The 25,395-nt window shown below is 50.8% G+C and carries 22 protein-coding genes; 21 read left to right on the forward strand and 1 reads right to left on the reverse strand.

Features of this window, described 5'->3' with window-relative positions; all coding sequences use genetic code 11:
• Window position 1 precedes the first annotated feature (1 nt).
• From hybA to hybG, 7 genes are read left to right on the forward strand one after another with little or no spacing between them, the layout of a single operon-like run.
• Complete coding sequence (gene hybA / locus HV261_RS06405; protein ID WP_005123143.1) at window positions 2-988, forward strand: hydrogenase 2 operon protein HybA; 987 nt, start codon at window positions 2-4, stop codon at window positions 986-988.
• Entirely contained in the window at window positions 978-2,156 is a 1,179-nt protein-coding gene (gene hybB, locus HV261_RS06410; protein WP_202037754.1) for a Ni/Fe-hydrogenase cytochrome b subunit, read from the forward strand. Before hybA ends, hybB begins: the two co-directional genes overlap by 11 nt.
• The gene (gene hybC / locus HV261_RS06415) at window positions 2,153-3,856 is read left to right on the forward strand and encodes a hydrogenase 2 large subunit (RefSeq protein WP_137382581.1); all 1,704 of its coding nucleotides are present in this window, start codon (window positions 2,153-2,155) and stop codon (window positions 3,854-3,856) included. The genes hybB and hybC overlap by 4 nt, the downstream gene beginning before the upstream one ends.
• On the forward strand, window positions 3,856-4,350 hold the full coding sequence (locus tag HV261_RS06420; RefSeq protein ID WP_202037755.1) for a HyaD/HybD family hydrogenase maturation endopeptidase: 495 nt from the start codon (window positions 3,856-3,858) through the stop codon (window positions 4,348-4,350). Before hybC ends, HV261_RS06420 begins: the two co-directional genes overlap by 1 nt.
• On the forward strand, window positions 4,343-4,831 hold the full coding sequence (gene hybE, locus HV261_RS06425) for a hydrogenase-2 assembly chaperone (RefSeq protein ID WP_137382582.1): 489 nt from the start codon (window positions 4,343-4,345) through the stop codon (window positions 4,829-4,831). The genes HV261_RS06420 and hybE overlap by 8 nt, the downstream gene beginning before the upstream one ends.
• The gene (hypA, locus tag HV261_RS06430) at window positions 4,824-5,165 is read left to right on the forward strand and encodes a hydrogenase maturation nickel metallochaperone HypA (RefSeq protein ID WP_153752251.1); all 342 of its coding nucleotides are present in this window, start codon (window positions 4,824-4,826) and stop codon (window positions 5,163-5,165) included. The genes hybE and hypA overlap by 8 nt, the downstream gene beginning before the upstream one ends.
• 30 nt (window positions 5,166-5,195) lie before the next feature.
• Window positions 5,196-5,444, forward strand: coding sequence for a hydrogenase maturation factor HybG (gene hybG / locus HV261_RS06435; RefSeq protein ID WP_048213216.1), 249 nt, complete (start codon window positions 5,196-5,198; stop codon window positions 5,442-5,444).
• Between the two features lie 48 nt (window positions 5,445-5,492).
• Here hybG and yghU read toward each other — a convergent pair whose 3' ends face one another.
• Window positions 5,493-6,359 carry a glutathione-dependent disulfide-bond oxidoreductase gene (yghU, locus tag HV261_RS06440; RefSeq protein WP_137382583.1) on the reverse strand — a complete coding sequence of 289 codons (867 nt, stop codon included), beginning with the start codon at window positions 6,357-6,359 and terminating at the stop codon, window positions 5,493-5,495.
• Between the two features lie 218 nt (window positions 6,360-6,577).
• Between yghU and HV261_RS06445 the strand changes: the two genes are divergently transcribed.
• The 14 genes from HV261_RS06445 to HV261_RS06510 all read left to right on the forward strand — a co-directional run bounded on the left by HV261_RS06445 (window position 6,578) and on the right by HV261_RS06510 (window position 25,359).
• Entirely contained in the window at window positions 6,578-8,866 is a 2,289-nt protein-coding gene (locus HV261_RS06445; protein ID WP_202037756.1) for an FdhF/YdeP family oxidoreductase, read from the forward strand.
• 152 nt (window positions 8,867-9,018) lie between these two features.
• The gene (gene gss, locus HV261_RS06450; protein WP_137382585.1) at window positions 9,019-10,881 is read left to right on the forward strand and encodes a bifunctional glutathionylspermidine amidase/synthase; all 1,863 of its coding nucleotides are present in this window, start codon (window positions 9,019-9,021) and stop codon (window positions 10,879-10,881) included.
• Window positions 10,882-11,348: 467 nt separating this feature from the next.
• Window positions 11,349-11,846, forward strand: coding sequence for a type VI secretion system contractile sheath small subunit (gene tssB / locus HV261_RS06455; RefSeq protein WP_202037757.1), 498 nt, complete (start codon window positions 11,349-11,351; stop codon window positions 11,844-11,846).
• 66 nt (window positions 11,847-11,912) lie between these two features.
• Window positions 11,913-13,442: a type VI secretion system contractile sheath large subunit gene (gene tssC, locus HV261_RS06460; protein ID WP_137382587.1), complete on the forward strand. Its 1,530-nt coding sequence runs from the start codon at window positions 11,913-11,915 to the stop codon at window positions 13,440-13,442.
• Between the two features lie 23 nt (window positions 13,443-13,465).
• Window positions 13,466-14,803 carry a type VI secretion system baseplate subunit TssK gene (gene tssK / locus HV261_RS06465; protein ID WP_202037758.1) on the forward strand — a complete coding sequence of 446 codons (1,338 nt, stop codon included), beginning with the start codon at window positions 13,466-13,468 and terminating at the stop codon, window positions 14,801-14,803.
• Between the two features lie 5 nt (window positions 14,804-14,808).
• Window positions 14,809-15,450: a type VI secretion system protein TssL, short form gene (gene tssL, locus HV261_RS06470; protein ID WP_202037759.1), complete on the forward strand. Its 642-nt coding sequence runs from the start codon at window positions 14,809-14,811 to the stop codon at window positions 15,448-15,450.
• Between the two features lie 3 nt (window positions 15,451-15,453).
• On the forward strand, window positions 15,454-17,118 hold the full coding sequence (locus tag HV261_RS06475; protein ID WP_202037760.1) for an OmpA family protein: 1,665 nt from the start codon (window positions 15,454-15,456) through the stop codon (window positions 17,116-17,118).
• Between the two features lie 16 nt (window positions 17,119-17,134).
• Window positions 17,135-17,626: a type VI secretion system tube protein TssD gene (tssD, locus tag HV261_RS06480; RefSeq protein WP_137382591.1), complete on the forward strand. Its 492-nt coding sequence runs from the start codon at window positions 17,135-17,137 to the stop codon at window positions 17,624-17,626.
• Between the two features lie 162 nt (window positions 17,627-17,788).
• Window positions 17,789-20,416 carry a type VI secretion system ATPase TssH gene (tssH, locus tag HV261_RS06485; protein WP_202037761.1) on the forward strand — a complete coding sequence of 876 codons (2,628 nt, stop codon included), beginning with the start codon at window positions 17,789-17,791 and terminating at the stop codon, window positions 20,414-20,416.
• On the forward strand, window positions 20,406-20,936 hold the full coding sequence (locus HV261_RS06490) for a type IV secretion protein Rhs (RefSeq protein WP_202037762.1): 531 nt from the start codon (window positions 20,406-20,408) through the stop codon (window positions 20,934-20,936). Before tssH ends, HV261_RS06490 begins: the two co-directional genes overlap by 11 nt.
• Window positions 20,936-21,385: a putative T6SS immunity periplasmic lipoprotein gene (locus tag HV261_RS06495; protein ID WP_096755695.1), complete on the forward strand. Its 450-nt coding sequence runs from the start codon at window positions 20,936-20,938 to the stop codon at window positions 21,383-21,385. The genes HV261_RS06490 and HV261_RS06495 overlap by 1 nt, the downstream gene beginning before the upstream one ends.
• A gap of 123 nt (window positions 21,386-21,508) precedes the next feature.
• Window positions 21,509-21,763: a putative T6SS immunity periplasmic lipoprotein gene (locus HV261_RS06500; RefSeq protein WP_202037763.1), complete on the forward strand. Its 255-nt coding sequence runs from the start codon at window positions 21,509-21,511 to the stop codon at window positions 21,761-21,763.
• Window positions 21,764-22,004: 241 nt separating this feature from the next.
• Window positions 22,005-24,377: a type VI secretion system Vgr family protein gene (locus tag HV261_RS06505; protein WP_202037764.1), complete on the forward strand. Its 2,373-nt coding sequence runs from the start codon at window positions 22,005-22,007 to the stop codon at window positions 24,375-24,377.
• A gap of 13 nt (window positions 24,378-24,390) precedes the next feature.
• Window positions 24,391-25,359, forward strand: coding sequence for a DUF4123 domain-containing protein (locus HV261_RS06510; protein ID WP_202037765.1), 969 nt, complete (start codon window positions 24,391-24,393; stop codon window positions 25,357-25,359).
• Window positions 25,360-25,395: the final 36 nt, after the last annotated feature.

The following is a 25,395-nucleotide window of genomic DNA, read 5'->3' on the forward strand; positions in this document are numbered from 1 at the left end:
CGTGAACAGACGTAACTTTATTAAAGCAGCCTCCAGCGGGGCATTGCTGTTGGGCGCTGCGCCGTCCATCAGTCATGCGGCTGCAGAAAACCGTCCGCCGATCCCAGGTTCACTTGGGATGCTCTATGATTCGACGCTGTGCGTAGGCTGCCAGGCCTGCGTCACCAAGTGTCAGGATATCAACTTCCCGGCGCGTAACCCGGAAGGCGAGCAGACCTGGTCGAACAACGACAAACTGTCACCGTACACCAACAACATCATCCAGGTGTGGCGTAGCGGAACAGGTGTTAACAAAGACCAGGAAGAGAATGGCTACGCGTACATTAAGAAACAGTGTATGCACTGTGTCGATCCGAACTGCGTCTCCGTTTGCCCGGTTTCCGCGCTGAAGAAAGACCCGAAAACCGGCATCGTCCACTATGACAAAGATGTCTGTACTGGCTGCCGCTATTGCATGGTTGCCTGCCCGTACAACGTGCCTAAGTACGACTACAACAACCCGTTTGGTGCGCTTCACAAATGTGAACTGTGTAACCAGAAAGGCGTTGAACGTCTGGACAAAGGCGGTTTACCGGGGTGTGTTGAAGTGTGTCCTGCCGGTGCCGTGATTTTTGGTACGCGTGAAGAGCTGATGGCTGAGGCGAAAAAACGTCTCGCACTGAAGCCTGGTAGCGAATACCACTATCCGCGTCAGACAGTGAACGCTGGTGATACCTATTTGCATACGGTACCGAAGTACTATCCGCACCTGTACGGTGAAAAGGAAGGCGGTGGTACGCAGGTTATGGTGCTGACGGGTGTTCCTTACGAGGATTTGGATCTGCCAAAACTGGATGACCTTTCAACCGGTGCGCGTTCCGAACATGTTCAACATTCCCTGTATAAGGGCATGATTTTACCCCTGGCAGCGCTGGCGGGCTTAACCGTGCTGGTTCGTCGTAATACGAAAAACGACCATCACGATGGAGGAGACGATCATGAGTCATGATCCTAAACCGCTGGGCGGAAGAATAATCAGCAAACCGGTCATTATTTTTGGGCCGTTAATCGTCCTGTGTATGCTCCTGATCGTAAAACGTCTGGTCTTCGGATTGGGGTCAGTTTCCGATCTGAACGGCGGTTTCCCGTGGGGCGTATGGATCGCATTTGACCTGTTGATCGGTACCGGTTTCGCGTGTGGTGGTTGGGCGCTGGCGTGGGCGGTGTATGTTTTCAACAAAGGACAATACCATCCGCTGGTACGTCCGGCGCTGCTGGCGAGCCTGTTTGGTTACTCGCTGGGTGGTTTGTCGATCACCATTGACGTCGGTCGTTACTGGAACCTGCCGTATTTCTACATTCCTGGTCACTTCAACGTGAACTCGGTACTGTTTGAAACGGCGGTCTGTATGACCATCTATATCGGTATCATGGCGCTGGAATTTGCTCCGGCCTTGTTCGAACGTCTGGGCTGGAAAGTATCGCTCAAGCGTTTGAATAAAGTGATGTTCTTTATTATCGCTCTCGGCGCGCTGCTGCCGACCATGCACCAGTCTTCAATGGGTTCATTGATGATTTCTGCGGGCTATAAAGTACATCCGCTATGGCAAGCTTATGAAATGTTGCCACTTTTCTCTGTATTAACCGCCTTTATAATGGGTTTCTCGATCGTCATTTTTGAAGGCTCACTGGTACAAGCGGGTCTGAAAGGTAACGGTCCGGACGAGAAAAGTCTGTTCATCAAGCTGACGAATACCATCAGCATATTGCTGGCGATTTTCGTGGTCCTGCGCTTTGGCGAGTTGATCTACCGCGACAAGCTGTCGTATGCGTTTGCAGGCGATCTTTACTCCGTGATGTTCTGGATTGAAGTCGTGCTGATGGTCTTCCCGCTGGTGGTGCTGCGTGTCACGAAACTGCGCAATGACTCGCGTATGCTGTATCTGTCCGCGTTGAGCGCATTGCTGGGTTGTGCAACATGGCGTCTGTCCTATTCGCTGGTGGCATTCAATCCTGGTGGTGGCTACCACTACTTCCCGACATGGGAAGAACTGTTGATTTCTATTGGTTTTGTGGCTATTGAGATTTGTGCATACATCGTACTCATTCGTCTACTGCCGATACTTCCTCCTTTAAAACAAAACGATCAAAATCGTCATGAGGCGAGCAAAGCATGAGCCAGAGAATTACTATTGATCCGGTAACCCGTATTGAGGGTCATTTACGCATCGACTGCGAAATCGAAAATGGCGTGGTATCTAAAGCATGGGCTTCCGGTACCATGTGGCGCGGCATGGAAGAGATCGTGAAGAATCGCGATCCGCGCGATGCCTGGATGATTGTTCAGCGTATTTGTGGTGTTTGCACCACAACTCACGCTATCTCTTCTGTTCGTGCAGCTGAAAGCGCGCTGAATATTGATGTTCCGGTGAACGCACAGTACATCCGTAACATCATTCTGGCCGCGCATACCACGCATGACCATATCGTGCACTTCTACCAGCTCTCTGCGCTGGACTGGGTGGATATTACTTCCGCACTGAAAGCCGATCCGGCGAAAGCCTCGGCGATGCTGAACGGCGTGTCCTCCTGGCATCTGAACAGCGCTGAAGAGTTCACCAAGGTACAGAACAAGATCAAAGACCTTGTTGCCAGCGGTCAGTTAGGTATTTTTGCCAACGGCTGCTGGGGTCACCCGGCAATGCAGTTGCCGCCGGAAGTGAACCTGATTGCGGTTGCACACTACCTGCAGGCGCTGGAATGCCAGCGTGATGCTAACCGCGTTGTGGCGCTGTTGGGCGGTAAAACACCGCACATTCAGAACCTGGCCGTTGGTGGGGTTGCGAACCCCATTAACCTTGACGGCCTTGGTGTACTGAACCTTGAACGTCTGATGTACATCAAGTCCTTCATCGATAAGCTGAGCGACTTTGTTGAGCAGGTTTACAAGGTGGATACCGCAGTTATTGCTGCGTTCTATCCTGAGTGGCTGGAACGTGGTCAGGGTGCGGTTAACTACCTGAGCGCGCCGGAATTCCCGACTGACGGTAAAAACGGTAGCTTCCTGTTCCCAGGCGGTTATATCACCGATGCTGATCTGTCGACCTATCGTCCGATCACTTCTCATTCAGATGAGTACCTGATTAAAGGGATTCAGGAGAGTGCGAAACACGCGTGGTACAAAGACGAAGCGCCGCAGGCACCGTGGGAAGGCACAACGGTTCCTGATTACACCGGTTGGTCAGACGACGGCAAATACTCCTGGGTTAAAGCGCCGACCTTCTACGGTAAAACGGTTGAAGTGGGTCCGCTGGCCAACATGCTGTGTAAACTTGCAGCTAAACGCGAGTCAACTCATGCCAAGCTGAATGAAATCATCGCGATTTACACCAAGCTGACCGGTAAAACTATCGCAGTGTCGCAGCTGCACTCTACGCTGGGCCGTATCATTGGTCGTACCGTTCACTGCTGTGAACTGCAGAATGTTCTGCAGGATCAGTACAACGCGCTGATCGTGAACATCGGTAAAGGCGACCACACCACCTTCGTGAAACCGGATATCCCGGCAACAGGCGAATTCAAAGGTGTCGGTTTCCTTGAAGCGCCGCGCGGTATGCTTTCTCACTGGATGGTGATTAAAGACGGCATTATCAGCAACTACCAGGCGGTTGTTCCGTCAACCTGGAACTCCGGCCCACGTAACTTTAATGATGAAGTGGGTCCGTATGAGCGCTCGCTGGTCGGTACGCCGATTGCCGATCCAAACAAACCGCTGGAAGTGGTTCGTACCATTCACTCCTTCGACCCTTGTATGTCATGTGCGGTGCATGTGGTGGACGTTGACGGGAACGAAGTGGTCTCAGTTAAGGTTCTGTAATGCGGATATTAGTCTTAGGGGTCGGCAATATTTTGCTGACCGATGAAGCCATCGGGGTACGTATCGTTGAGGCATTAGAACAACGATACATCCTGCCAGACTATGTTGATGTTCTGGACGGTGGTACGGCTGGGATGGAGCTTCTCGGCGATATGGCGAACAGAGATCATCTGATTATCGCTGACGCCATTGTGTCGAGAAAAAACACGCCGGGAACGATGATGGTCCTGCGGGACGAAGAGATTCCGGCGTTGTTTACCAACAAAATCTCACCGCACCAGCTTGGCCTGGCCGACGTTTTGTCGGCCCTGCGTTTTACCGGCGAGTTTCCGAAAAAACTGACTTTGGTCGGCGTTATTCCGGAATCGCTGGAACCGCACATCGGGCTGACACCGACGGTTGAAGCGATGATTGAACCTGCGCTTGAGCAGGTTCTTGCTGCGCTGCGCGAGTCTGGCGTTGAAGCTATTCCACGGGAGAAGGCACATGTCTGAGGAGTTCTTAGGCTTTCAGACAGCCCCGAAGCAGCAAATTCAGGCCGCGTTTGAAGAGGTTGCCCGACGTTCGATGCACGATCTTTCTTTTCTGCATCCGAACATGCCGGTGTATGTCTCTGATTTTACGCTGTTTGAAGGGCAGTGGACGGGATGCGTTATCACGCCCTGGATGCTCAGTGCACTGATTTTCCCCGGGCCGGATCAGATCTGGCCCGTGCGTAAAGTCAGCGAAAAAATTGGGTTGCGTCTGCCGTATGGCGAGATGACCTTTACCGTGGGTGAACTGGATGGTGTATCGCAATACCTCTCCTGCTCGCTGATGTCGCCGCTTTCGCATAGTCTGTCGGCGCAGGAAGGCGTTCGCCTGACTGACGATTGCGCGCGGATGGTGTTATCGCTACCGGTAAGTGACCCGAATGCACCGCAGATGGGACGTCGTGCGCTGCTGTTGGGCCGGCGGAACTGCGAAAATGCATGAGCTGTCTCTTTGTCAGAGCGCGGTTGAGATTATTCAACAGCAGGCAGAGCAGCACGGTGTCAAACGCGTAACCGGCGTTTGGTTGGAAATTGGCGCACTCTCCTGCGTTGAGGAGAGTGCCGTCCGTTTCAGTTTCGACATCGTCTGTCAGGGTACGCTGGCGCAGGGTTGTGAACTGCATATTGATTACAAACCCGCCCAGGCGTGGTGCTGGGATTGCAGTCAGGTCGTAGAGATCACCCAGCATGATGCACAGTGTCCTCTCTGTCAGGGCGATCGTCTGCGGGTAGATGCTGGCGATTCACTGAAAGTGAAAAGTATTGAAGTCGAATAGCCCATAGGTTGCTATGGGGCGGAGTCAGATATGTGTATTGGAGTCCCTGGTCAGGTTCTGGCCGTTGGTGAAGATATTCACCAGCTTGCGCAGGTTGAAGTGTGCGGCATCAAGCGTGATGTTAATATTGCCCTGATATGTGAAGGCGAGCCTGCCGAACTGGTCGGGCAATGGGTGCTGGTGCACGTAGGGTTCGCCATGAGCATCATTGATGAAGATGAAGCTAAATTCACGTTGGATGCACTTCGCCGCATGGAGTATGACGTTACCAGCGCGTGATTTTATGCCGGATGGCGACGCCCCGGCGTCGCCATCCGGCATTTTGCGTTAACCCTGACGTTTATCTTCGGTATTGGTATCGAAGTCGCTGGCATCATGGCGTTCATGAAGCTGCTCATTCAACGGTCCGTTAGTGCGGTTTACAATGCGACCACGCTTAACTGCCGGACGTGCTGCAATCTCTTTTGCCCAGCGTTGAACGTGCTTGTAGCTACCCGCATCAAGGAATTCTGCCGCATCATAGACATTCCCCAATACCACATTGCCAAACCACGGCCAGACCGCCATATCGGCAATGGTGTACTCATCTCCCGCCACAAACTGATGATGTGCAAGTTGCTTATCCAGCACGTCGAGTAAACGCTTGGCTTCCATGGTGAAGCGATTGATTGCGTACTCAATTTTAACCGGCGCATAGTTGTAGAAGTGGCCAAAACCACCACCGAGGAAGGGAGCCGCACCCTGTAGCCAGAATAACCAGTTCAGCGTTTCGGTACGTTTCGCCAAATCCTGCGGCAGGAAGTAACCATATTTTTCCGCCAGATAGAGCAGGATCGAACCAGATTCAAATACACGTACCGGCGGGTTTTGTGAATGGTCGCGCAGCGCCGGGATCTTAGAGTTTGGATTCACTTCAACAAAGCCGCTGGAGAACTGATCGCCATCGCCAATGCGAATGATCCAGGCATCGTATTCCGCCCCCTTGACGCCCTGCGCCAGCAACTCTTCCAGCATAATCGTCACTTTCTGACCGTTTGGCGTACCCAGCGAGTACAGCTGCAACGGATGTTTGCCGACCGGTAGCGTTTTCTCGTGCGTTGCACCGGAAACCGGGCGGTTGATATTGGCGAATGCACCGCCGTTTGATTTTTCCCACGTCCAGACTTTCGCGGGCTGATAAGTGTTGTCTGACATGTTGACCTGCCTTCTGAGTGGTTGTGTTGAAGCAGTGTAGCAGCTAGGTAGAACTCAATTTAACAGATTGGGACTTTATGTCGCTTTATGCTGAAAGGGGAAGATAAAACTAATCCGTTCATTGTACCCAGGCTGTACTCCATGAAGAGGAAATCAATATTGGACGGAAATTGCTACCGTACTCACCATCAATAATTGGCGGTCAGTAAGCAGTAACAATGAAAAATGGTGTTCCAGGAGTTAGCGGTTATCAGGGCCCGGCAGGTGGGTGGGGCGCGGTAAAAGCCGTCACTGCTTCGGTGTTTTCGCAAAAAGCTGTTGCTCGCGACATTATCGCGATGTTCAAAATGAACCAGGTGAAAGGGTTCGATTGTCCGGGCTGCGCGTGGCCGGACCCCGGGCATCGTGCGCCAATGGAGCTGTGCGAAAACGGCGTTAAGGCGGTCTCCTGGGAGACAACCCGCAAGAAAGCGTCACCGGAATTTTTCAGCCGTCACCCGGTTTCCACGCTCTGGCACTACAGCGACTATGAGCTGGAAAATATCGGTCGTCTGACGCATCCAATGAAATACGATGCCGCATCAGACACCTGGCAGGCGGTGGATTGGGATATCGCGTTTCAGGAAATCGGCGAGCGCTTGCGCAGCTATGATTCCGCTGAACAGGTTGAGTTTTATACCTCAGGCAGAACGTCCAACGAGGCTGCGTTCCTGTACCAACTTTTTGCCCGTGAATACGGCAGCAGCAACTTCCCTGATTGCTCAAACATGTGCCACGGTCCTACCAGCGCAGGGTTAACACAGGCCATTGGCCTTGGGAAAGGAACCGTTGAGCTCAATGATTTTGACCATTGCGATCTGGTGATTTGTATTGGGCACAACCCTGGCACGAACCATCCGCGCATGCTCACCACGCTGCGCGATGTTGCCAGACGCGGGGCTAAGATTATCTCCATCAATCCGCTGACCGAACGAGGGCTTGAGCGCTTTAGCTTCCCGCAGAGTCCGAAAGAGATGTTCACCGGCCAGGCAACGGAACTCAGCAGCGACTACTACCAGGTCAAAATGGGCGGTGATGCCTCATTGCTTAAAGGCATCATGAAGGCGCTGATCGAAATGGATGAAGCGCGGATATTGTTGAACAGACAACCTTGTCTCGATCATGCCTTTATCGATGAGCATACCGAAGGCTATTCGGCGCTGTATGACGATCTACGCCAGTGTAGCTGGGCGGCGCTGGAAGTGGACTCCGGCCTGACGCGTAGCCAGATGGAAGACCTGGCGCACAGTTACAGCAAGTCCCGCGCAACTATCATCTGCTACGGTCTGGGGATCACCCAGCATAAAAACGGTACTGAGAACGTTCAGCAATTGATCAATCTGCTGTTGCTGAAAGGCAATATCGGCAAGCAGGGCGCAGGGATCTGCCCGCTGCGCGGTCATTCTAATGTGCAGGGCGATCGTTCGGTGGGGATCAACGAGGCGGCATCAGAAGACTTCCTGCAACGCCTGGAAGCGCATTTCTCTATCACCGTTTCGCGTAAGCATGGTCGCTCCAGCGTGGAGAGTATTCGGGCAATTGAGCGGGGAGAGGCGAAAGCGCTTATCTGCATGGGGGGAAACCTGGCGGTGGCTATGCCGCAACCACAGCGTACCTTCGCCGCGATGAAAAAGCTGGATCTGCAGGTCCATATCGCAACCAAGCTCAATCGATCGCATTTGCTGTTGGCTAAACATAACTATCTGCTACCCGCATTGGGTAGAACGGAACGCGATCTGCAAGCGACAGGCATTCAGTCGGTGACCGTCGAGGATTCAATGTCGATGGTCCACGCTTCCTGTGGTGGGCTGAAACCCGCTTCGCGATGGTTAAAGTCTGAACCGGCAATTGTGGCGGCAATGGCACGCGCCACGCTGCCGCTTTCGCCGGTAAACTGGGAAGCATTAACCGGGGACTACGCGTTGATCCGTGACGCCATTGAAGCCGTGATTCCGGCATTCCACAACTACAACGCGCGTATTACCGAGCCAGGCGGATTTCGTATGGATACACCAGCCTCACGCCGTGAATGGCGCACGGAGAATGGCAAAGCCAACTTTATCGTCAGCCGCCAACGGGCCGTGGTGCGGGAAAACCAACCTGCGGATGCGCTGGTTCTGGCGACGTTGCGCAGTCACGATCAATACAACACCACTATCTATGGCATGAACGACCGCTATCGTGGCATTACCGGTCGGCGCGACGTGGTGTTTTTGAGTGCCACTGAAGCAGCGGCTCGCGGCCTGAGTCAGGGGGATGTGGTCAACGTTCAGGCGCTGGACGATAACGGGCTGCCCTGTGCCGATCGCGTGATGTACGGGTTAACGGTGGTGATTTACAACATGGCCGCGGGCTCAATTGGTGCTTATCTGCCGGAAGCGAATGTGTTGTTGTCACTGGATGCGGTAGACACTGAAAGCTTAACTCCGGCGTATAAAAGCGTACCGGTGACGTTGAAGAAGGCGTAGTTCCTGCTGTGAATTTTTCGCCTCTGAGCGCCAGCCGCTGCGTTGAGGTGTATGATAGGTCGACCTCTGTCCGGTTAGTGTCGCAGAGCAGGCAATCAGAGCGAAAAATTCACGCCAACCTGCTCAGGCTGTATTGTTTTGAGGTAAGGTGCATGAGCAAAGGAACGACCAGTCAGGATGCCCCATTCGGGACATTATTGGGCTACGCCCCAGGCGGCGTAGCAATCTACTCTTCAGATTACAGCTCCCTCGACCCACGGGACTACGACGATGATGCTGCTTTTCGTAGCTATATCGACGACGAATATATGGGCCACAAATGGCAGTGCGTAGAATTTGCACGCCGTTTTCTCTTCCTCAACTATGGCATGGTCTTCACCGATGTGGGCATGGCCTGGGAGATCTTCTCCTTGCGCTTCCTGCGTGAAGTGGTGAATGACAACATCCTGCCGTTACAGGCATTCCCGAATGGTTCGCCTCGTGCGCCGGTTGCAGGTGCTCTGCTTATCTGGCAGAAAGGCGGCGAATTTAAAGACACCGGCCATGTGGCGGTCGTCACCCAATTGCTGGAAAACAAAATCCGTATTGCCGAGCAGAACGTGATCCATACGCCGCTGCCCCCAGGGCAGCAGTGGACACGCGAGCTGGAAATGGTAGTGGAAAATGGCTGTTACACGCTGCGTGACACTTTTGATGACACCACCATCCTTGGCTGGATGATCCAGACTGACGACACTCGCCACAGCCTGCCGCAGCCGGAGATCGCCAATGACTCCCTAAAAATTGGCGGCGCACGACTGGAAGATAACGGGCAGTTTGACGGTAAGTGGCTCGATGAGCAGGACCCGCTGCAAAAAGCTTACGTGCTGGCGAACGGTCATGTGATTAATCAGGATCCGCATCAGTACTTCACGATTACCGAAAGTGCAGAGCAGGAGCTGATTAAAGCGACCAACGAGCTGCACCTGATGTATCTGCACGCAACCGACAAAGTGCTAAAAGACGATAATCTGCTGGCGCTGTTTGATATCCCGAAAATCCTCTGGCCACGCCTGCGTCTTTCCTGGCAACGGCGTCGGCATCACATGATTACGGGGCGTATGGATTTCTGTATGGATGAGCGTGGGTTGAAAGTGTACGAGTACAACGCCGATTCCGCATCCTGCCATACCGAAGCCGGTCTGATCCTCGAAAGATGGGCCGAGCGTGGCTACACAGGGCAGGGACACAACCCGGCTGAAGGGTTGATCAACGAACTGGCGGGGGCCTGGAAGCACAGCCGCGCACGTCCGTTTGTCCACATCATGCAGGATAAGGATATCGAGGAAAACTATCACGCGCAGTTTATGCAGCAGGCGCTGCGTCAGGCCGGGTTTGACAGCAAAATTCTGCGTGGCCTCGATGAGCTACGTTGGGATGACGCCGGTCAGTTGATTGACGGTGATGGTCGTCTGGTGAACTGTGTCTGGAAAACCTGGGCATGGGAAACCGCGATTGAGCAGGTGCGAGAGGTCAGCGAAACGGAGTACGCCGCGGTGCCGATTCGTACCGGACATACCCAGCAGGAAGTGCGCTTGATAGACGTGTTGCTGCGCCCGGAAGTATTGGTATTTGAACCACTGTGGACAGTGATTCCTGGGAACAAAGCGATTCTACCGATTCTGTGGCAGCTATTCCCTCATCATCGCTATCTGCTTGATACGGATTTCACAGTGAATGATGAGCTGGCGAAAACGGGTTATGCGGTGAAACCTATTGCAGGACGTTGTGGCAGCAACATCGATCTGGTAAGTCATCAGGAAGAGTTGCTGGATAAAACCAGCGGTAAGTTTGCCGAGCAGAAGAACATTTATCAGCAACTTTGGTGTCTGCCAAAGGTTGCTGGTAAATATATTCAGGTCTGTACCTTCACCGTAGGTGGTAACTACGGCGGGACCTGCCTGCGCGGTGACGAGTCGCTGGTGATTAAAAAAGAGAGCGATATCGAGCCGTTGATTGTGGTGAAGGAAGCGTAATCTTTCTGCGTGATCCGGAATGAGGTGTGAAAAGCCGAAGTATATCTTCGGCTTTCTTTATTTATAGTTAAATTGATTTTGATTATGTTTTAATAAATGACGTGGCCTATACATATAATGGTAAGTATTCCCATTGGTAATATTTCAAAATAAAAATACATTTATTCAGTGAATGCATTTAACGTTAATTAATTCCTGTTGTTTGTATTAGATAAAGTGCTTCTTGATCTCTCTTTTAAATAAATAATACTGATGTATTATTTGATTGATTGGTGATATTGATCATGTTTTCTATTAGAGAATATATCGGATTACATCGTCACACTAATTATAATCATTAATTGTCATTAACAGTCGTTGTTGACTGCCCACAGAAATGACGTTGTATGAGACTCGTTGAGCGATTGGAAAATGCTCCGTTAGGAAACGCAAAATATCGGCAGGAATCGCCGGTCTGAGAGGGATGTATGGGTGACAGTTTTCAGAATGAAGTGCCGACGGCACGCGTTAATATCAAGTTAGATTTACATACCGGAGGCGTTCAGAAAAAGGTTGAATTGCCGTTAAAACTTTTGACCGTGGGTGATTTCAGTAATGGTAGAGAACAACGACCGCTATCGGAACGCGAAAAGGTTGATATTAATAAGAATAATTTCAACGATGTGTTAGCTAAGTTCTCACCAGTCGTTAATCTGAGTGTTAAAAATACGTTAGCTGGTGATGGTAGAAAAGACGATATTAATCTTACCTTTAAAAATATCCGCGATTTTGAGCCCGAGCAGGTAGCTAGAAATATCCCACAATTACGCGTTCTGTTGGCAATGCGTAACTTACTTCGTGACCTGAAATCTAACTTACTTGATAACGCTGCTTTTCGTCGCGAGCTGGAAACCATCCTTAAGGATCCAGCCCTGAGTCAGGAACTGCGTGATGAACTGGCAACCATGATGCCAGAAGAGATTTAACGCTATACAGGGTTTCCTCCGCTTAATTGGCAGGAATAGTAAAGGATCATAATAAGGAATATGTTGATGTCTGTTCAGGAACATACCTCTTCAGTCGCGGCCACTACGACCAGTGAACGTAGCGTTTATCAATCCCTCTTTGACAAAATTAATCTTTCCCCGGTTTCGGCATTAAAAAATGTAGATGCGTGGCAGAGCGATGAAGCGCTTTCTGATGCCGCTCCGGCTGAACGCGTGACCGCAGCTATTCAGGTTCTGGTTTCATGTCTGGCGGACGCCGCACAGCCTGTAGAGCGCCTGGATAAAACGCTGCTTGATGAACAAATTGCGCGCCTCGATAAGCAGATTAGCGATCAGGTAAATGAAGTCATGCATCATGCTGAGTTTCAGAAGCAAGAATCGCTCTGGCGCGGTTTACATTCGATGATCACCGGCATCGACTTTCGTCGAAATGTCCGGGTAGAAATGATGGATATCAGCAAGGATGCGTTACGTGATGATTTTGACGACGCGCCGGAGCTTATCCAGAGCGGGTTATACCGTCATGTTTATATTGAAGAATATGATCAGCCTGGCGGCGAACCCATTGCGGCAATGATTTCAGCGTACGAATTTGATAACAGCCCGCAGGATATTGCACTGCTGCGCAATATTTCTGGCGTGTCGGCAGCCTGTCATATGCCGTTCATTGGTTCCGTTGGCCCGACATTTTTCCTGAAGGAAAATATGGAAGAAGTCGCGGCCATAAAAGACATCAATGATTATTTCGAACGTGCTGAATACATTAAGTGGAAAGCATTTCGTGATAGCGACGATTCACGCTATATCGGGCTGACTATGCCGCGTGTACTGGGTCGTCTGCCGTATGGTCCTGATACCGTGCCGGTACGTAGCTTCAACTATGTTGAAGAGGTGAAGGGGCCGGATCACGAAAAATACCTGTGGACCAGCGCATCTTTCTCTTTCGCTGTGAACATGGTGAAAAGTTTTATCAAGAACGGCTGGTGCGTCCAGATCCGTGGGCCACAGGCGGGCGGCGCAGTTAAAGATTTGCCTATCCATTTGTACGATCTGGGTACGGGTAATCAGGTGAAGATTCCGTCTGAGGTGATGATTCCGGAAACCCGGGAGTTTGAATTCGCCAATCTTGGCTTTATTCCGCTTTCTTATTATAAGAATCGTGATTACGCCTGCTTCTTCTCTGCTAATTCGGCTCAGAAACCTGCGCAGTTTGATACCCCGGAAGCGACGGCTAACAGTCGGATTAACTCTCGTTTGCCGTATATCTTCCTGCTTTCTCGTATCGCTCATTACCTGAAAATACTGCAGCGAGAAAATATTGGGACGACCAAAGATCGCCGCTTGCTTGAGCTTGAACTTAATAACTGGTTGCGCAGTCTGGTAACCGAAATGACCGATCCTGGCGATGACTTGCAGGCATCACACCCGCTGCGTGATGGGCGTGTCGTGGTGGAGGATATTGAGGATAACCCCGGTTTCTTCCGTGTGCGCCTGTATGCCATTCCGCATTTCCAGGTTGAAGGTATGGACGTCAGCTTGTCGTTAGTTTCACAAATGCCTAAGTCGAAATCTTAACGACGCAGTGCACAGGAGGTGCGATGAAGATCTATCGTCCGTTATGGAGCGAGGGGGCCTTTCTGGCTCCCCAGCAGTTTCAGCAACAGGCACGTTGGGATGCCTATGTAGCTGACGTTGTTGCTCACATGTCACTTTCATCACCGTGGGGCGTCATCAGCGCGGAGTTTGATGAAAGTGCGCTAACGGTTTCCCGTTTGAACCCCGTTAATCTGGTTGTGCGCTTTCCTGACGGTACGTTAGTGGATACAGGAATTTCAGATAACCTGCCTCCGGCGTGTGATTTATCGCATCTTACTGGTTACAGCAGCGTTGATATCGTGCTGGCGTTACCGCTGCTTTCAGCTAATGGCGGCAATCTTTCATCAGGCAACGGCGTTAGCCGTCCGTGTCGCTGGCAGCAGGAATGGCTGCCAGTGCAGGATCTCGCAGGTCAGGAACGGACTGATATGGCAGTGCTGCGGCATGCTATCACCCTCCGCTATGCCCATGACGATAACAGCGCTTACCTGACTTGCCCGGTAGCTTGCCTTATTCGTAATGCTCAGGGGCAATGGGAGTTGGGACGCGATTTTTTACCCCCAGCGCTTTCACTCTCAGCCAGCCCCTCATTAATCAATTCGCTCAGTGATTTGGTGCATCGTATCCAGGCTCGTTGTCGCCGCCTGATGGCCTTGCGCCGAGAAAGTAACGAACGAATGGCGGATTTTGCGGTAGCAGATGTTTCGTTGTTTTGGCTGCTGAATGCGCTTAATAGCTCGGAGCCAGTTCTGAAAGAAATGCTGCAAAACCCAGGCCGTCACCCCGAACTTTTGTGGCGCGAGCTAGCGCGGCTAGCGGGTAGCCTGCTGACTTTTTCATTAGACAATGATGTCAGCGTTGTACCGCCATACCAGCACGCAAATCCGCAGCAGGTATTCCCACCACTGTTTGCACTGCTGGTGGAACTGCTGGAAGCCAGCCTGCCATCTCGCGTTGTCGCTATTGAACTGACGCAAGAGCGACAGTTCTGGTACGGCGCGTTGTCGGATGCCCGACTGCGTGAAGGCGCTGATTTTTACCTTTCCGTTCGTTCGGATCTTCCTGCGCATGTCCTCCTTACACAATTCCCACAGCTCTGTAAAGCAGGGAGCCGGGCAGATGTCTCTGATGTCGTCAATGTGGCACTGAGCGGTATTCCATTAAAACCGCTGACGCATGTACCCGCAGCCATCCCGTTACGACTGGAAAATCAATACTTTGCTCTTGAGATTAATCATCCAGCAGCCCAGGCCATGCTGGATGCCGGTAATTGCGCTTTCTATGTGCCGGGAACGCTGGGAGAGATTCAACTTGAGCTTTTCGCTGTATTAAGGGATTGAAATAAATGAATAGGGATATTGATCAGGTGTTCTGGCCAACCTGGCTTGCTGTCAGCCAGTTACGTGGCGGGGTGGAAGTCGATGATGGGGCGGCTTTCTATCGCCGGGCCTGCCAATGGGTTGATTCTGCGCGTGAGACATTGCGTGACATGGGGTACAGCGAACACAGCGTTGAACACATGCTCTACACGCAATGTGCGTTACTGGACGAAAGCGTGTTGAACCGCAACCGGCAGGATAGCGGTTACATTACCTGGCTTGCGACACCTTTACAGGCCCGCTTTTTCAACACCACCAATGCAGGAGAAGAGCTCTGGGAGCGCATCCGTACCGTACTACGTGAGCCCGTTCCTGATACCGCCGTATTAACCTGCTTTTATCGTGCAATCACGCTCGGTTTTGTTGGGCGCTATCGTGAGCAAGGTGACGAGCGTCGTGAAGATGTTCTTGAAGCGCTGGCGACTCAGGCGATGCCTTTTAAGTTAATGCACGATGCGCCAGTAATTATGCGGGCTTCCGGCTTTTCTGGCGGAAAGCGTCGCTGGTGGCTGGCATGGATTGTCGGCGCGGTGGCGTTGGGTGCTTTGTGGTTAATATTTTCTCATGTCTTACAAGGGCAGATTGCTCAGCTTATTGGGCAGGGTTAAGACATGGCTCAGTTGCGAGGGATCGTTAACTATGTGCTGGCAGCCGTGCTGGCTTTGTTGCTGGTCTGGGGATTTAGTCCGTTAAGTGCGGGTGTCCGGGGCGGCCTTACCGTCTTTATTTTACTGTTTTCCATTCCAGGGATCGTTTATGGCTGGCGTCAACACGGTCGGTTGAAGTCTGCTCATTCTGCTCATGAAGTTCCGCTCCCACCGGAGAGTTTCAGTGGGCCTGTTGTGCTGGTGTGTGGCGATAATGACCCCTTGTTTGCAGGACGCGGCGATTCTTGCGAGAGTTCGCAGGGCTGGTATTTATCTGTCCAGTCCCCGGAGCATTATATTGCTCTGGTTCGTCAGATAGCAGTGCAACGTCCAGGGCTTCTTATGCGCGTTTCCGTGATGTTGGCATTGACTCCGGAACGGCATAATGATGAAGACGCGCTTAAGCACATGCTGCTCAGTTGGCGGCGTGTAGTGGCTCAGAGCCGGCGTTGGTTATCAGGTATACCACCGTTTTGGCTGTGCTGTTGGCTGAATACTCCCCAATGCCATGAGAGTGTTCGTTGGTTTATCCGTACGCCTCAGGATGCGGAAGTGCAGTCGGCTACGGGATTAGACGACTTTGCGCCTTTCTCTTCGCAAGAGCGCCCGGCTCGCCATTCTCATCTTACACATGCAGTGTGGTTAGATAATTTACTGGGATGGCTGCAGAAGTTACAAGGCGACACCGAGCGCCATGCTCCGCCTCTTTTCTCTGCTTTACGGGTAGTGTGTTTCACCTCATTAGCGGTCTGCGAAAATAATCTGTGGCAACGGCATGTCACGGCGCAAACAACACTTTCCCCTGCGGCGTCTGCAGTGTCCGAGCTGCTGCCTTTTCCTGATTTAGCGCTGCCTTTTTTATCTCGCCGCCAGGCGCTGACAGCATTTCAGCGAACCGTGGGCGTAAGTGGTCTGTTATGCGGCATTTTTGTCGGACTGGCAATGACATGCAGCTTTATCAACAACCAACATCTCATCAGGATCACCAACGATCATTTGACGGTATACCGCCAGCTTAGCGGTAATCCTGCCGCGCCAAAGATTCAGGCTCAGGATCAACTTCGTCGGGATGCGCAGCGGCTAGATCGCTGGTATCAGCGCGGTGAACCCCTTTCTCTTTCAATGGGATTGTATCAGGGGATGAGATTGCTTCCGCCTCTGCTGGTCGCCCTCAGCGACTGGCTACCATCTGAAAAACCGAAAGTGACCTCCCCGCAAACCGTACGTCTGGACAGTATGTCGCTGTTTGATACGGGCAAATGGGCGTTAAAAGCAGGTTCAACAAAAGTACTCATTGGGGCTTTGGTCAATATCAAAGCTAAGCCCGGTTGGCTGATTGTCATCGCCGGGCATACCGATGATGTGGGTGACGATAAATCTAATCAGCAGCTTTCTCTCAAACGTGCGGAATCTGTTCGCGACTGGATGCGCGATACCGGTGATGTTGCGGAGAGCTGTTTTGCCGTTCAGGGCTATGGCGAATTACGTCCTTACAAAACCAACGATACGCCGGAGGGCCGGGCTGCCAACCGCCGTGTAGAGATCAGTCTGGTACCGCAGGCTGATGCCTGTCGGGTGCCGGGCATGAAGGAACCGTCACCGGAAGGCGGTGACGCATTAGCGAAGTAAAAATGGAGAAAGAGTTATGGCAATTCCAGTCTACCTTTGGCTGAAAGACGACGGCGGTGCGGATATTAAAGGCTCTGTTGATGTGAAAGACCGTGTGGGCAGTATCGAAGTCGTGGCCCAGGAACATAACCTGTACATCCCTACCGATAACAACACCGGTAAGTTGACCGGGACGCGCATCCATACCCCGTTCCTTTTCACTAAGGAAATCGATGCTTCCAGCCCGTATCTGTACAAGGCTGTAACCACTGGTCAGACCCTGCGTCAGGCAGAGTTCAAATGGTATCGCATCAATGATGCGGGTCAGGAAGTGGAATACTTCAATACCACTCTGCACAACGTGAAAGTGGTGAAAGTAAACCCTGTGATGTACGACATCAAAGAACAATCTAAAGAGAAGCATAACCACCTGGAACGGATTGAACTGCGCTACGAGAAGGTCGTCTGGACGTATAAGGATGGCAACATTATCCATTCTGACGCCTGGAACGAGCGTACCACCGCGTAATGCACTAACGGATGAGGATTTCCTCATCCGTTTTTTTATGCCCTCAGCTGATCATCCGGGACGGGGGTTTAGCAGAGAGTTTCAACGTCATTTATTACCTTATGGGCATTGGATTACGGCTACGGGCGGTAGCGTGCCTGAATACAGGGAGTCAGGAAGCAAATGGAACACCAGTCAGCAGTGTTATTACGACGTCTCAACCCCTATTGTGCTCAGGCGCTTGAAGCAGCGGCATCGTTATGCCAGACGCGCGCGCATGCAGAAATCACGCCCGAACACTGGTTACTCAAGCTGCTGGAGCAGGGAGAGGGCGATATTACTGTCATTGCTCGTCGTTATGAATGGGATATCGACAATCTCTGGCAGTCGCTGCTGACGCATCTGGATGTTCAGCCTCGTTCCGTGAAAAGCCGTCCACAGTTGTCTGATGTGCTCCTTTCATTAATGCAACAAGCGTGGCTGTGTGCCGCAACGGATGAAAATTCGCAGATACGTGGTGTACATCTGCTGATGGCGCTGGTAGGAAAGCCTTCACTATTGAAGTGTGACGGCCTGTGGCCTCTTTTGAGCGCCGGGCATACTCAACTGGAACGCCTCCTGCCGCTATTAAATGTCCAGTCGGATGAACGTCCTGAGAGACAGCAAGAAGCCGCTCTGGCGCAGATTTCTCCAGATGACGAAGTGCGTCCTGGCCTGGCTCAGTCGACGTTGTCGCCAGCGTTACAAGGTGTGCTCGATAAATTTACGCTGGACGTGACCGAGAAAGCGCGTGCTGGCGATATCGACCCGATATTTGGTCGCGATAATGAAATCCGGCAAATGGTGGACGTGCTGTCCCGTCGGCGAAAAAACAATCCCATTTTGGTCGGGGAACCTGGCGTCGGCAAGACCGCTCTGGTGGAGGGGCTGGCGCTGCGTATTGCTGAAGGTAACGTGCCTGATAGCCTGAAATCAGTAACACTACGCACGCTGGATCTTGGGTTGTTACAAGCCGGCGCTGGAGTGAAAGGTGAGTTTGAGCAGCGGTTAAAAAATATCATTGATGCCGTTCAGCAATCGGCAACGCCTGTTCTGCTCTTTATCGATGAAGCACATACCATCATCGGGGCCGGAAATCAGGCGGGGGGGGCGGACGCAGCCAACCTGCTAAAACCTGCCCTGGCCAGAGGTGAGCTACGAACCATCGCGGCGACCACATGGAGCGAATATAAACAGTATTTTGAGCGTGATGCTGCGCTGGAGCGACGTTTTCAGATGGTTAAAGTTGATGAGCCGGATGATGACACTGCCTGCTTGATGCTGCGTGGTCTGAAATCACGCTATGCAGAACATCATGGCGTTCACATCACCGACGAAGCGGTTAAAGCCGCCGTTACGCTCTCTCGCCGCTATCTTACCGGGCGGCAATTACCCGACAAAGCCGTCGACCTGTTGGATACCGCAGGTGCCAGAGTGCGGATGAGCCTTGATACCGTTCCGGAACCGCTGACGCGTTTGAAGTCGGAGATCACCGCGCTTGAAATTGAAAAGCAGGCATTGCTTGCAGACCTCGCGGTAGGAAATGGTCAGCATGGTGAAAGGCTGGCCAGCATTGAACAGCGGGAAAATCGTCTGCTTGTCGAACTGGATGAACGTGAAACCCAGTACGGCCAGGAATTAACGCTCACTGAGCAACTGCTGGCCAGCCGCCGTGATATTTCTCGTCAGGCGGAAACGGTTGAATTGCAGCAGCAGCTTAGTGTGCTTCAGCAGGGCCATCCGTTACTGTTTCCGGATGTAGACGCGCGCACCGTTGCTACGGTAATCGCCGACTGGACCGGCGTACCTTTGTCTTCATTAATGAAAGATTCCCAGGCGGATTTGCTGACGCTTGAAACCCAGATGGGAAACCGCGTTGTCGGGCAGGATTATGCGCTGAATACTATCGCACAGCGGCTGCGGGCATCAAAAACAGGGCTTACGCCGGAAAACGGCCCACAGGGTGTGTTTCTGCTTACCGGGCCAAGCGGAACCGGCAAAACAGAGACAGCGCTGGCTCTGGCTGACATTCTGTTTGGTGGCGAAAAATCGCTGATCACGATTAATTTGTCTGAGTATCAAGAGCCGCACACCGTGAGCCAGCTAAAGGGTTCACCGCCGGGATACGTGGGTTATGGTCAGGGAGGGATCCTGACCGAAGCTGTGCGAAAACGCCCCTATAGCGTGGTACTGCTGGATGAAGTAGAAAAAGCGCATCGCGACGTCATGAACCTGTTTTACCAGGTATTTGACCGTGGCTTCATGCGTGACGGCGAAGGTCGTGAAATTGATTTTCGCAATACTGTTATTTTGATGACTTCCAATCTTGGCGGCGATGCAGTGATGCAACGGCTGGAAGAACAGCCGGAAACCACAGAGTCTGAGTTGCACGAACTGCTGCGCCCACTTTTGCGCGACCATTTCCAGCCGGCGCTACTGGCCCGCTTCCAGACGATTATCTACCATCCGCTCAGTGAACCGGCGTTACGTACGATTGTACAAATGAAGCTGGATCAGGTTAGCCAGCGATTGCTGCGCCACTACGGCATCACCACGACGATATCCGAGAACCTTTTTGATGCCCTGACCGCCGCTTGCCTGCTACCGGATACGGGGGCGAGGAATATTGATAGTCTGCTGAATCAACAGATCTTACCGGTGCTCAGCCAGCAGTTGTTAACGTATCTTTCCCGGCAGCAAAAACCACACTCTCTGATCCTTAGCTGGGATGAGTTCAAGGGCATCATGATGGAGTTTGAGAGTGCCAAATAATATTAAGGAAGATGGTCTCAGAACACTTACATCTGGAGAGATTGAACTGGCAAAGTCTGTATTTGGTTCCACTCTCCAGTATCATAAAGTGTGGATCCACAGGGAAAGTTATTTGCCTTTTAATTTACAGGATTCGAATACGGCGATGACGCCTGACGGTGAGATTTACTTTCGCAATCTGTACCGGGACGATTTTTCTCAGACATTACCCTATTCGCAACATTTATTTATCCATGAAATGAGCCATGTCTGGCAGCGAGAAAAGGGCATGAATGTTATTTGTAGAGGCCTGGTGAGTTGGTTAGTCAGTTATCGATATGAACTGGATGGGCGACTTCTAAGTGAGTACCCTATGGAGCAGCAGGCTCAAATTATTGCGGATAGTTTTATTCTACAAAAGAGTGGATATAGAACGTGGCTGGATATGCGCTTCAATCATAATATAACTTTAGATGGGGATATTCATGAAAGTGTAATCCGAGAATCTTATAGGAATACTCTTCGAGGATTCCCCTGGTGATGAAAAGTAGATTGTTTTTTTGTTTCAGTCTGTTGAGTTACAGTCTGGTATTCCTCACCGGATGTCCAGGATATGGGGATGTGTTACTTCTTGATAAGGAAGCTGTGGTTAGCATGGTTGGGGAAAATGTCTGTTTCTGGGTTTATGATTCTGCGAAACATAAACCCAGTATCATTTCTATCACCCAACGAGGATCTGAATTCGGAAGGGAAAAATTCACTATAGATCCACCATTGATATTGATTGACGATAAATGGTGTATTACTCCAAATTTTTATATTTTTCCAGATAAGGGGCAGTTTATCGTTTCCTATAGTCTACCAAATGATAGTTTAGATGACCGACCGCAGCGCGTTGTTAGTGGTGTGGAAGTCTCTAATGGGAATGTCCACAATTTTCATCTTACCGATATGGAGATCATACGACCATATTCTGAGATGGATAGGTAAAACACATCAAGTATGTATAAATCATAATGACTTCACTATGGATTATTAAAGAGAATGAGTCCATATGGTTTTATATGGAGTTTGCTATAAAAATTCCATTAGATAAGCACGGTGAGAGCTTCTTTGGTAAAAATAGCTAAGAGGTTAATTAATGCAACTTTACTGAGTTACAGTCTGGTATTTCTCACCGGGTGTCCAGGATATGGTGACAGATCGTTTACTGATGAAGAAGCAGTGGTTAGCATGATTGGAAAAAATATCTGCTTCTGGGTGAAGGACTCTGAAGAATACAAACCAGGTATCATTACGATTACTCGTAGAGGTGCTGATTTTGGTAATGAAAAAATTCATGCCAAACCCACCGCTCATTCTTCTTGATAATAAATGGTGCATAACACCCAATTTTTATACTTTCCCAGATAGTGGCCAGTTTATAGTTACGTATACGTTAGGGGGCTTATTCAAATGATAGGCACGAAGTATTGTTAGTGGGGTGGAGGTCTCTAACGATCGTATTTATAACATCCATCTTACCGATATGGAAATAGCGAGGCCTGATTATGCGATGGATAAATTATTTTTTAATGGAAAATAAAGTGTGTTGAACGGAGTTAATCTTATGTATAAGTCACAGCAAACAATGGCAACTACGCTTAATCGATATTTTTTATCTATTCCTTCTTGTTCTTCTGTGTTGGATGTTGAGGATTTCAATGGTTCAGAAGGACTGAGCCGAAATTATTACTATGATATTTTATTTACCAGTGCGGATAAAGATATTCAGGCCAATCAATTCTTGCGTCAGGTGGCAACATTGACGATGGGTGGTGGCCAGCTGGGATTCATGACGACGCAAAAAATAGTCCATGGTGTGATAACTGATTTTCAGCGGTTATCTGGCTCTGCCGATGAATCAAGATATCATATTACGTTAACGCCTTATCTCTCTCTGCTGGATAAACAGTTCCGCACGCACCGCTTTTTCATTAATAAATCGGTCCCGGAAGTGGTGGGTGAAATCCTGCAGGAGCATGCCCTGCACGGCTGGGAGTATGAATTCACGCTGACGCAGAGTTATCCGAAGCGTGAACAGATAAATCAGTATCAGGAGAGCGACCTGGCGTTCATTGAGCGTCTGCTGGCGGAAGTGGGGATATTTTACTTCTTCACGCTGCAGCCGGACACGCGGACAGAAGTGGTGCATTTTGCAGACCAGCAGAGCGCCTATGAGTTTGATAAACGGCTGGCGCTGGACAGCCCGTCAGGGATGAGTGACAGCGGGGTGGACTCTGTCTGGGGACTGAACATTCTGCACCAGGTGGCACAGGCGGGAGTGACGACAAAAGACTATAACCACCGCGAAGCGCAGAAGGTGCTGCAGTCGGCGAGGGCGGATATCACCGGCGGTGAAGGCGGGGAAATGCGCTATGGCGAGGTGTATCACTACAAACCGCGTCATCTTGAAACCGGGGAGGTCTCTTCTCCTGCGCCGGAAACCGGGAACTTCTGGGCGCGACTGGACCATGAGCGTTTTCTGGCAGAGCAGACGCTGATAACGGGTTTCAGCACGGATGCGGGGTTGCGTCCGGGACAGGTGCTGACGATAACGGACAGCAGCGTGCCGTCGACGCTGCCGGGCGTGCTGCAGCAGCCTGTGGTGGTGGTCCGGACCGGGTTCAGCGGCAGCAGGAAGGATGCGCTGAAAGTGTCGCTGGCAGCGGTACCGTACAGTGAGACGCAGTGCTGGCGTCCGGCGCTGAAGGCGAGACCGAAGGTCAGCGGCACGCTGACGGCGCGGGTCAGCAGCCCGAAGAGCGGGGATATCTACGCGCATCAGACGGCGGAGGGGCTGTACCGGGTGAAGTTCGATGCAGACCAGGACAGCAAACAGCAGGGCTATGAGAGCATGCTGCTGCGCCTTGCCAAACCCTACGGCGGCGACACCTACGGTATTCACTTCCCGCTGATACAGGGCACAGAAGTGGCGGTGGCGTTCCATGAAGGTGACCCGGACCGACCCTATATCGCCCATGTGCTGCATGACTCCCGGCATCCTGACCACGTGACACAGGCAAACCATACTCGCAACGTCATCCGCACGCCCGCGAACAACAAGCTGCGCATGGAGGACAAACGGGGTGAGGAGCACGTCAAGCTCAGTACCGAGTACGGCGGGAAGACGCAACTTAATCTGGGGCATAACGTGGATGCCGGGCATGCGTTGCGGGGAGAGGGCTTTGAACTGCGTACAGACCAGTGGGGAGCTATTCGGGCTGGAAAGGGGATCTTTATCAGTGCCGATCGCCAGGAATTAGCTGGAGGTTTGCAGCTAGATATGCATGAAGCACTAGCTAACTTACAAGCTGCGCTTCAGGATGCGAAAGGTATTCGCTCTGCGGCAGAAAAAGCGAAAGCAGAACTGGCTGATATAGAGAGGCAAAAAGCATTGTTGATGGAGTCTATGACAGACCTCAAGAAACAGGCTTTACTTTTTTCTGCCCCTGCTGGTATAGCGCAGGTAACTCCCGCCAGTATCCAACTTTCATCAGGTGAGAATGTCATTGTGACCTCTGGAGCGGACACCGATGTCAGTGTCGCTAAAAAATTCCGCCTGGGTGTGAAAGAAACAATAAGTCTTTTCGCTCAGTGGATGGGGATTAAGATTTTCGCCAGCAAAGGAAAAGTGGAAATTCAGGCGCAGGGAGATGCAATGGATCTGCTGGCAAAGAAAACGTTGAGTATAGCCAGCAAGGATGAGCAGGTGATCATTACCGCAGCGACAGAGTTAGTGCTCAGTTGTGGTGGAGCATATATCAGGCTTAAAGATGGCGAAATAGAAGTCGGGGCGCCTGGCAACGTTCGCGTCAAGAGTATTGGAATTCAGAAAATGGCGCCTGCAATATTGAACGCCAGCATAGAGTTACCGGATCCTTGCGCCACTGCCATTGATGCTGCGGGTGGTACACAAAGTCCTACAGTGACGCTGGGCTGATGGAGGGCCAATAATGAAGGGATCTTTAATAACTTATGATTACTCCTTACAGGCAATGCAAAATCAGGGGGGGGATATTGGCGAGGAAATATTTAATCATTTCAGAACGATAAATAGAAATTGTATATTAATGATTGACGCTGCAATTATAAGATTAAGGAATCAAAGTTCATCATTCTACAACCAAATAATAGATAGAGGGGTTGTGAGGGTACCAGTTGCTAATCGTTACCTAACCTCAGAATTTGAGCCGTGTTTGGTTTCACTGGATTTATCTTTACCTGAGGATTGTAAAATACTACATGAAAGTATTATGCAAGCCTTGAAAGAGATCGAACCTAATGAAATACTGCTGGGTAAGGGCAGGATGATTTGTGGTTGGCTCACTTGTGAAGAAGATATTATCAATCTCGCTGCTTACCTGGGAAAAGTTGCTATCCAACAACGTGATGGTAAAGATGTTTTGCTTCGGTATTATGACCCTGCAATTATGATCTCTCTTTTATCCATCCTGGATGATTGGCAACAACAACGTTTGTTAGGACCAGTCGAAGTGTGGAGTTTTATTGATGGCGATGGGCAGCTTATCAATAAAATAAATCAGTCTGATAATCAACTGCGACTTTCATATACGTTATCGCTTAGCGCTGGCAACTGGCGTGATATAGATTTCATCGGGATAAAAAATAGGATTATCTGTAATTATCGCTTAGCGCATTTGAGTAGTGAACGTTTTTCGGAGTCATCGGTATTTAATCTATTACAGCAGTCACTTAAAATAGCCGGGATGTGTGCTTTTGATGATGAAGAAGATCTTATTAAGTGGGGGGAGTGTTCAATTAATATTGCTCCAGAGTTTTATAACCATGGGACTATTAAAAGGTTGCTTGAAATAAATAGCCTAAGTGGGAAGAAAAAATTCATTCAAATAATATCTCATGTCACAGAACAGCAATGGAATGAAATTCGCACAGATCATTAATTAAGCGATTTACAGTTCGAATATGCAGGAGAACAG

The organism is Citrobacter sp. RHBSTW-00671, assembly GCF_014103415.1.
Taxonomy (GTDB): Bacteria; Pseudomonadota; Gammaproteobacteria; order Enterobacterales; family Enterobacteriaceae; genus Citrobacter.

Coding starts and splice junctions, on each gene's coding strand:
- hybB (WP_202037754.1), top strand. CDS start 978: ATGAGTCATGATCCTAAACCGCTGGGCGGAAGAATAATCAGCAAACCG.
- hybC (WP_137382581.1), top strand. CDS start 2,153: ATGAGCCAGAGAATTACTATTGATCCGGTAACCCGTATTGAGGGTCAT.
- HV261_RS06420 (WP_202037755.1), top strand. CDS start 3,856: ATGCGGATATTAGTCTTAGGGGTCGGCAATATTTTGCTGACCGATGAA.
- hybE (WP_137382582.1), top strand. CDS start 4,343: ATGTCTGAGGAGTTCTTAGGCTTTCAGACAGCCCCGAAGCAGCAAATT.
- hypA (WP_153752251.1), top strand. CDS start 4,824: ATGCATGAGCTGTCTCTTTGTCAGAGCGCGGTTGAGATTATTCAACAG.
- hybG (WP_048213216.1), top strand. CDS start 5,196: ATGTGTATTGGAGTCCCTGGTCAGGTTCTGGCCGTTGGTGAAGATATT.
- yghU (WP_137382583.1), bottom strand. CDS start 6,359: ATGTCAGACAACACTTATCAGCCCGCGAAAGTCTGGACGTGGGAAAAA.
- HV261_RS06445 (WP_202037756.1), top strand. CDS start 6,578: ATGAAAAATGGTGTTCCAGGAGTTAGCGGTTATCAGGGCCCGGCAGGT.
- gss (WP_137382585.1), top strand. CDS start 9,019: ATGAGCAAAGGAACGACCAGTCAGGATGCCCCATTCGGGACATTATTG.
- tssB (WP_202037757.1), top strand. CDS start 11,349: ATGGGTGACAGTTTTCAGAATGAAGTGCCGACGGCACGCGTTAATATC.
- tssC (WP_137382587.1), top strand. CDS start 11,913: ATGTCTGTTCAGGAACATACCTCTTCAGTCGCGGCCACTACGACCAGT.
- tssK (WP_202037758.1), top strand. CDS start 13,466: ATGAAGATCTATCGTCCGTTATGGAGCGAGGGGGCCTTTCTGGCTCCC.
- tssL (WP_202037759.1), top strand. CDS start 14,809: ATGAATAGGGATATTGATCAGGTGTTCTGGCCAACCTGGCTTGCTGTC.
- HV261_RS06475 (WP_202037760.1), top strand. CDS start 15,454: ATGGCTCAGTTGCGAGGGATCGTTAACTATGTGCTGGCAGCCGTGCTG.
- tssD (WP_137382591.1), top strand. CDS start 17,135: ATGGCAATTCCAGTCTACCTTTGGCTGAAAGACGACGGCGGTGCGGAT.
- tssH (WP_202037761.1), top strand. CDS start 17,789: ATGGAACACCAGTCAGCAGTGTTATTACGACGTCTCAACCCCTATTGT.
- HV261_RS06495 (WP_096755695.1), top strand. CDS start 20,936: ATGAAAAGTAGATTGTTTTTTTGTTTCAGTCTGTTGAGTTACAGTCTG.
- HV261_RS06505 (WP_202037764.1), top strand. CDS start 22,005: ATGTATAAGTCACAGCAAACAATGGCAACTACGCTTAATCGATATTTT.
- HV261_RS06510 (WP_202037765.1), top strand. CDS start 24,391: ATGAAGGGATCTTTAATAACTTATGATTACTCCTTACAGGCAATGCAA.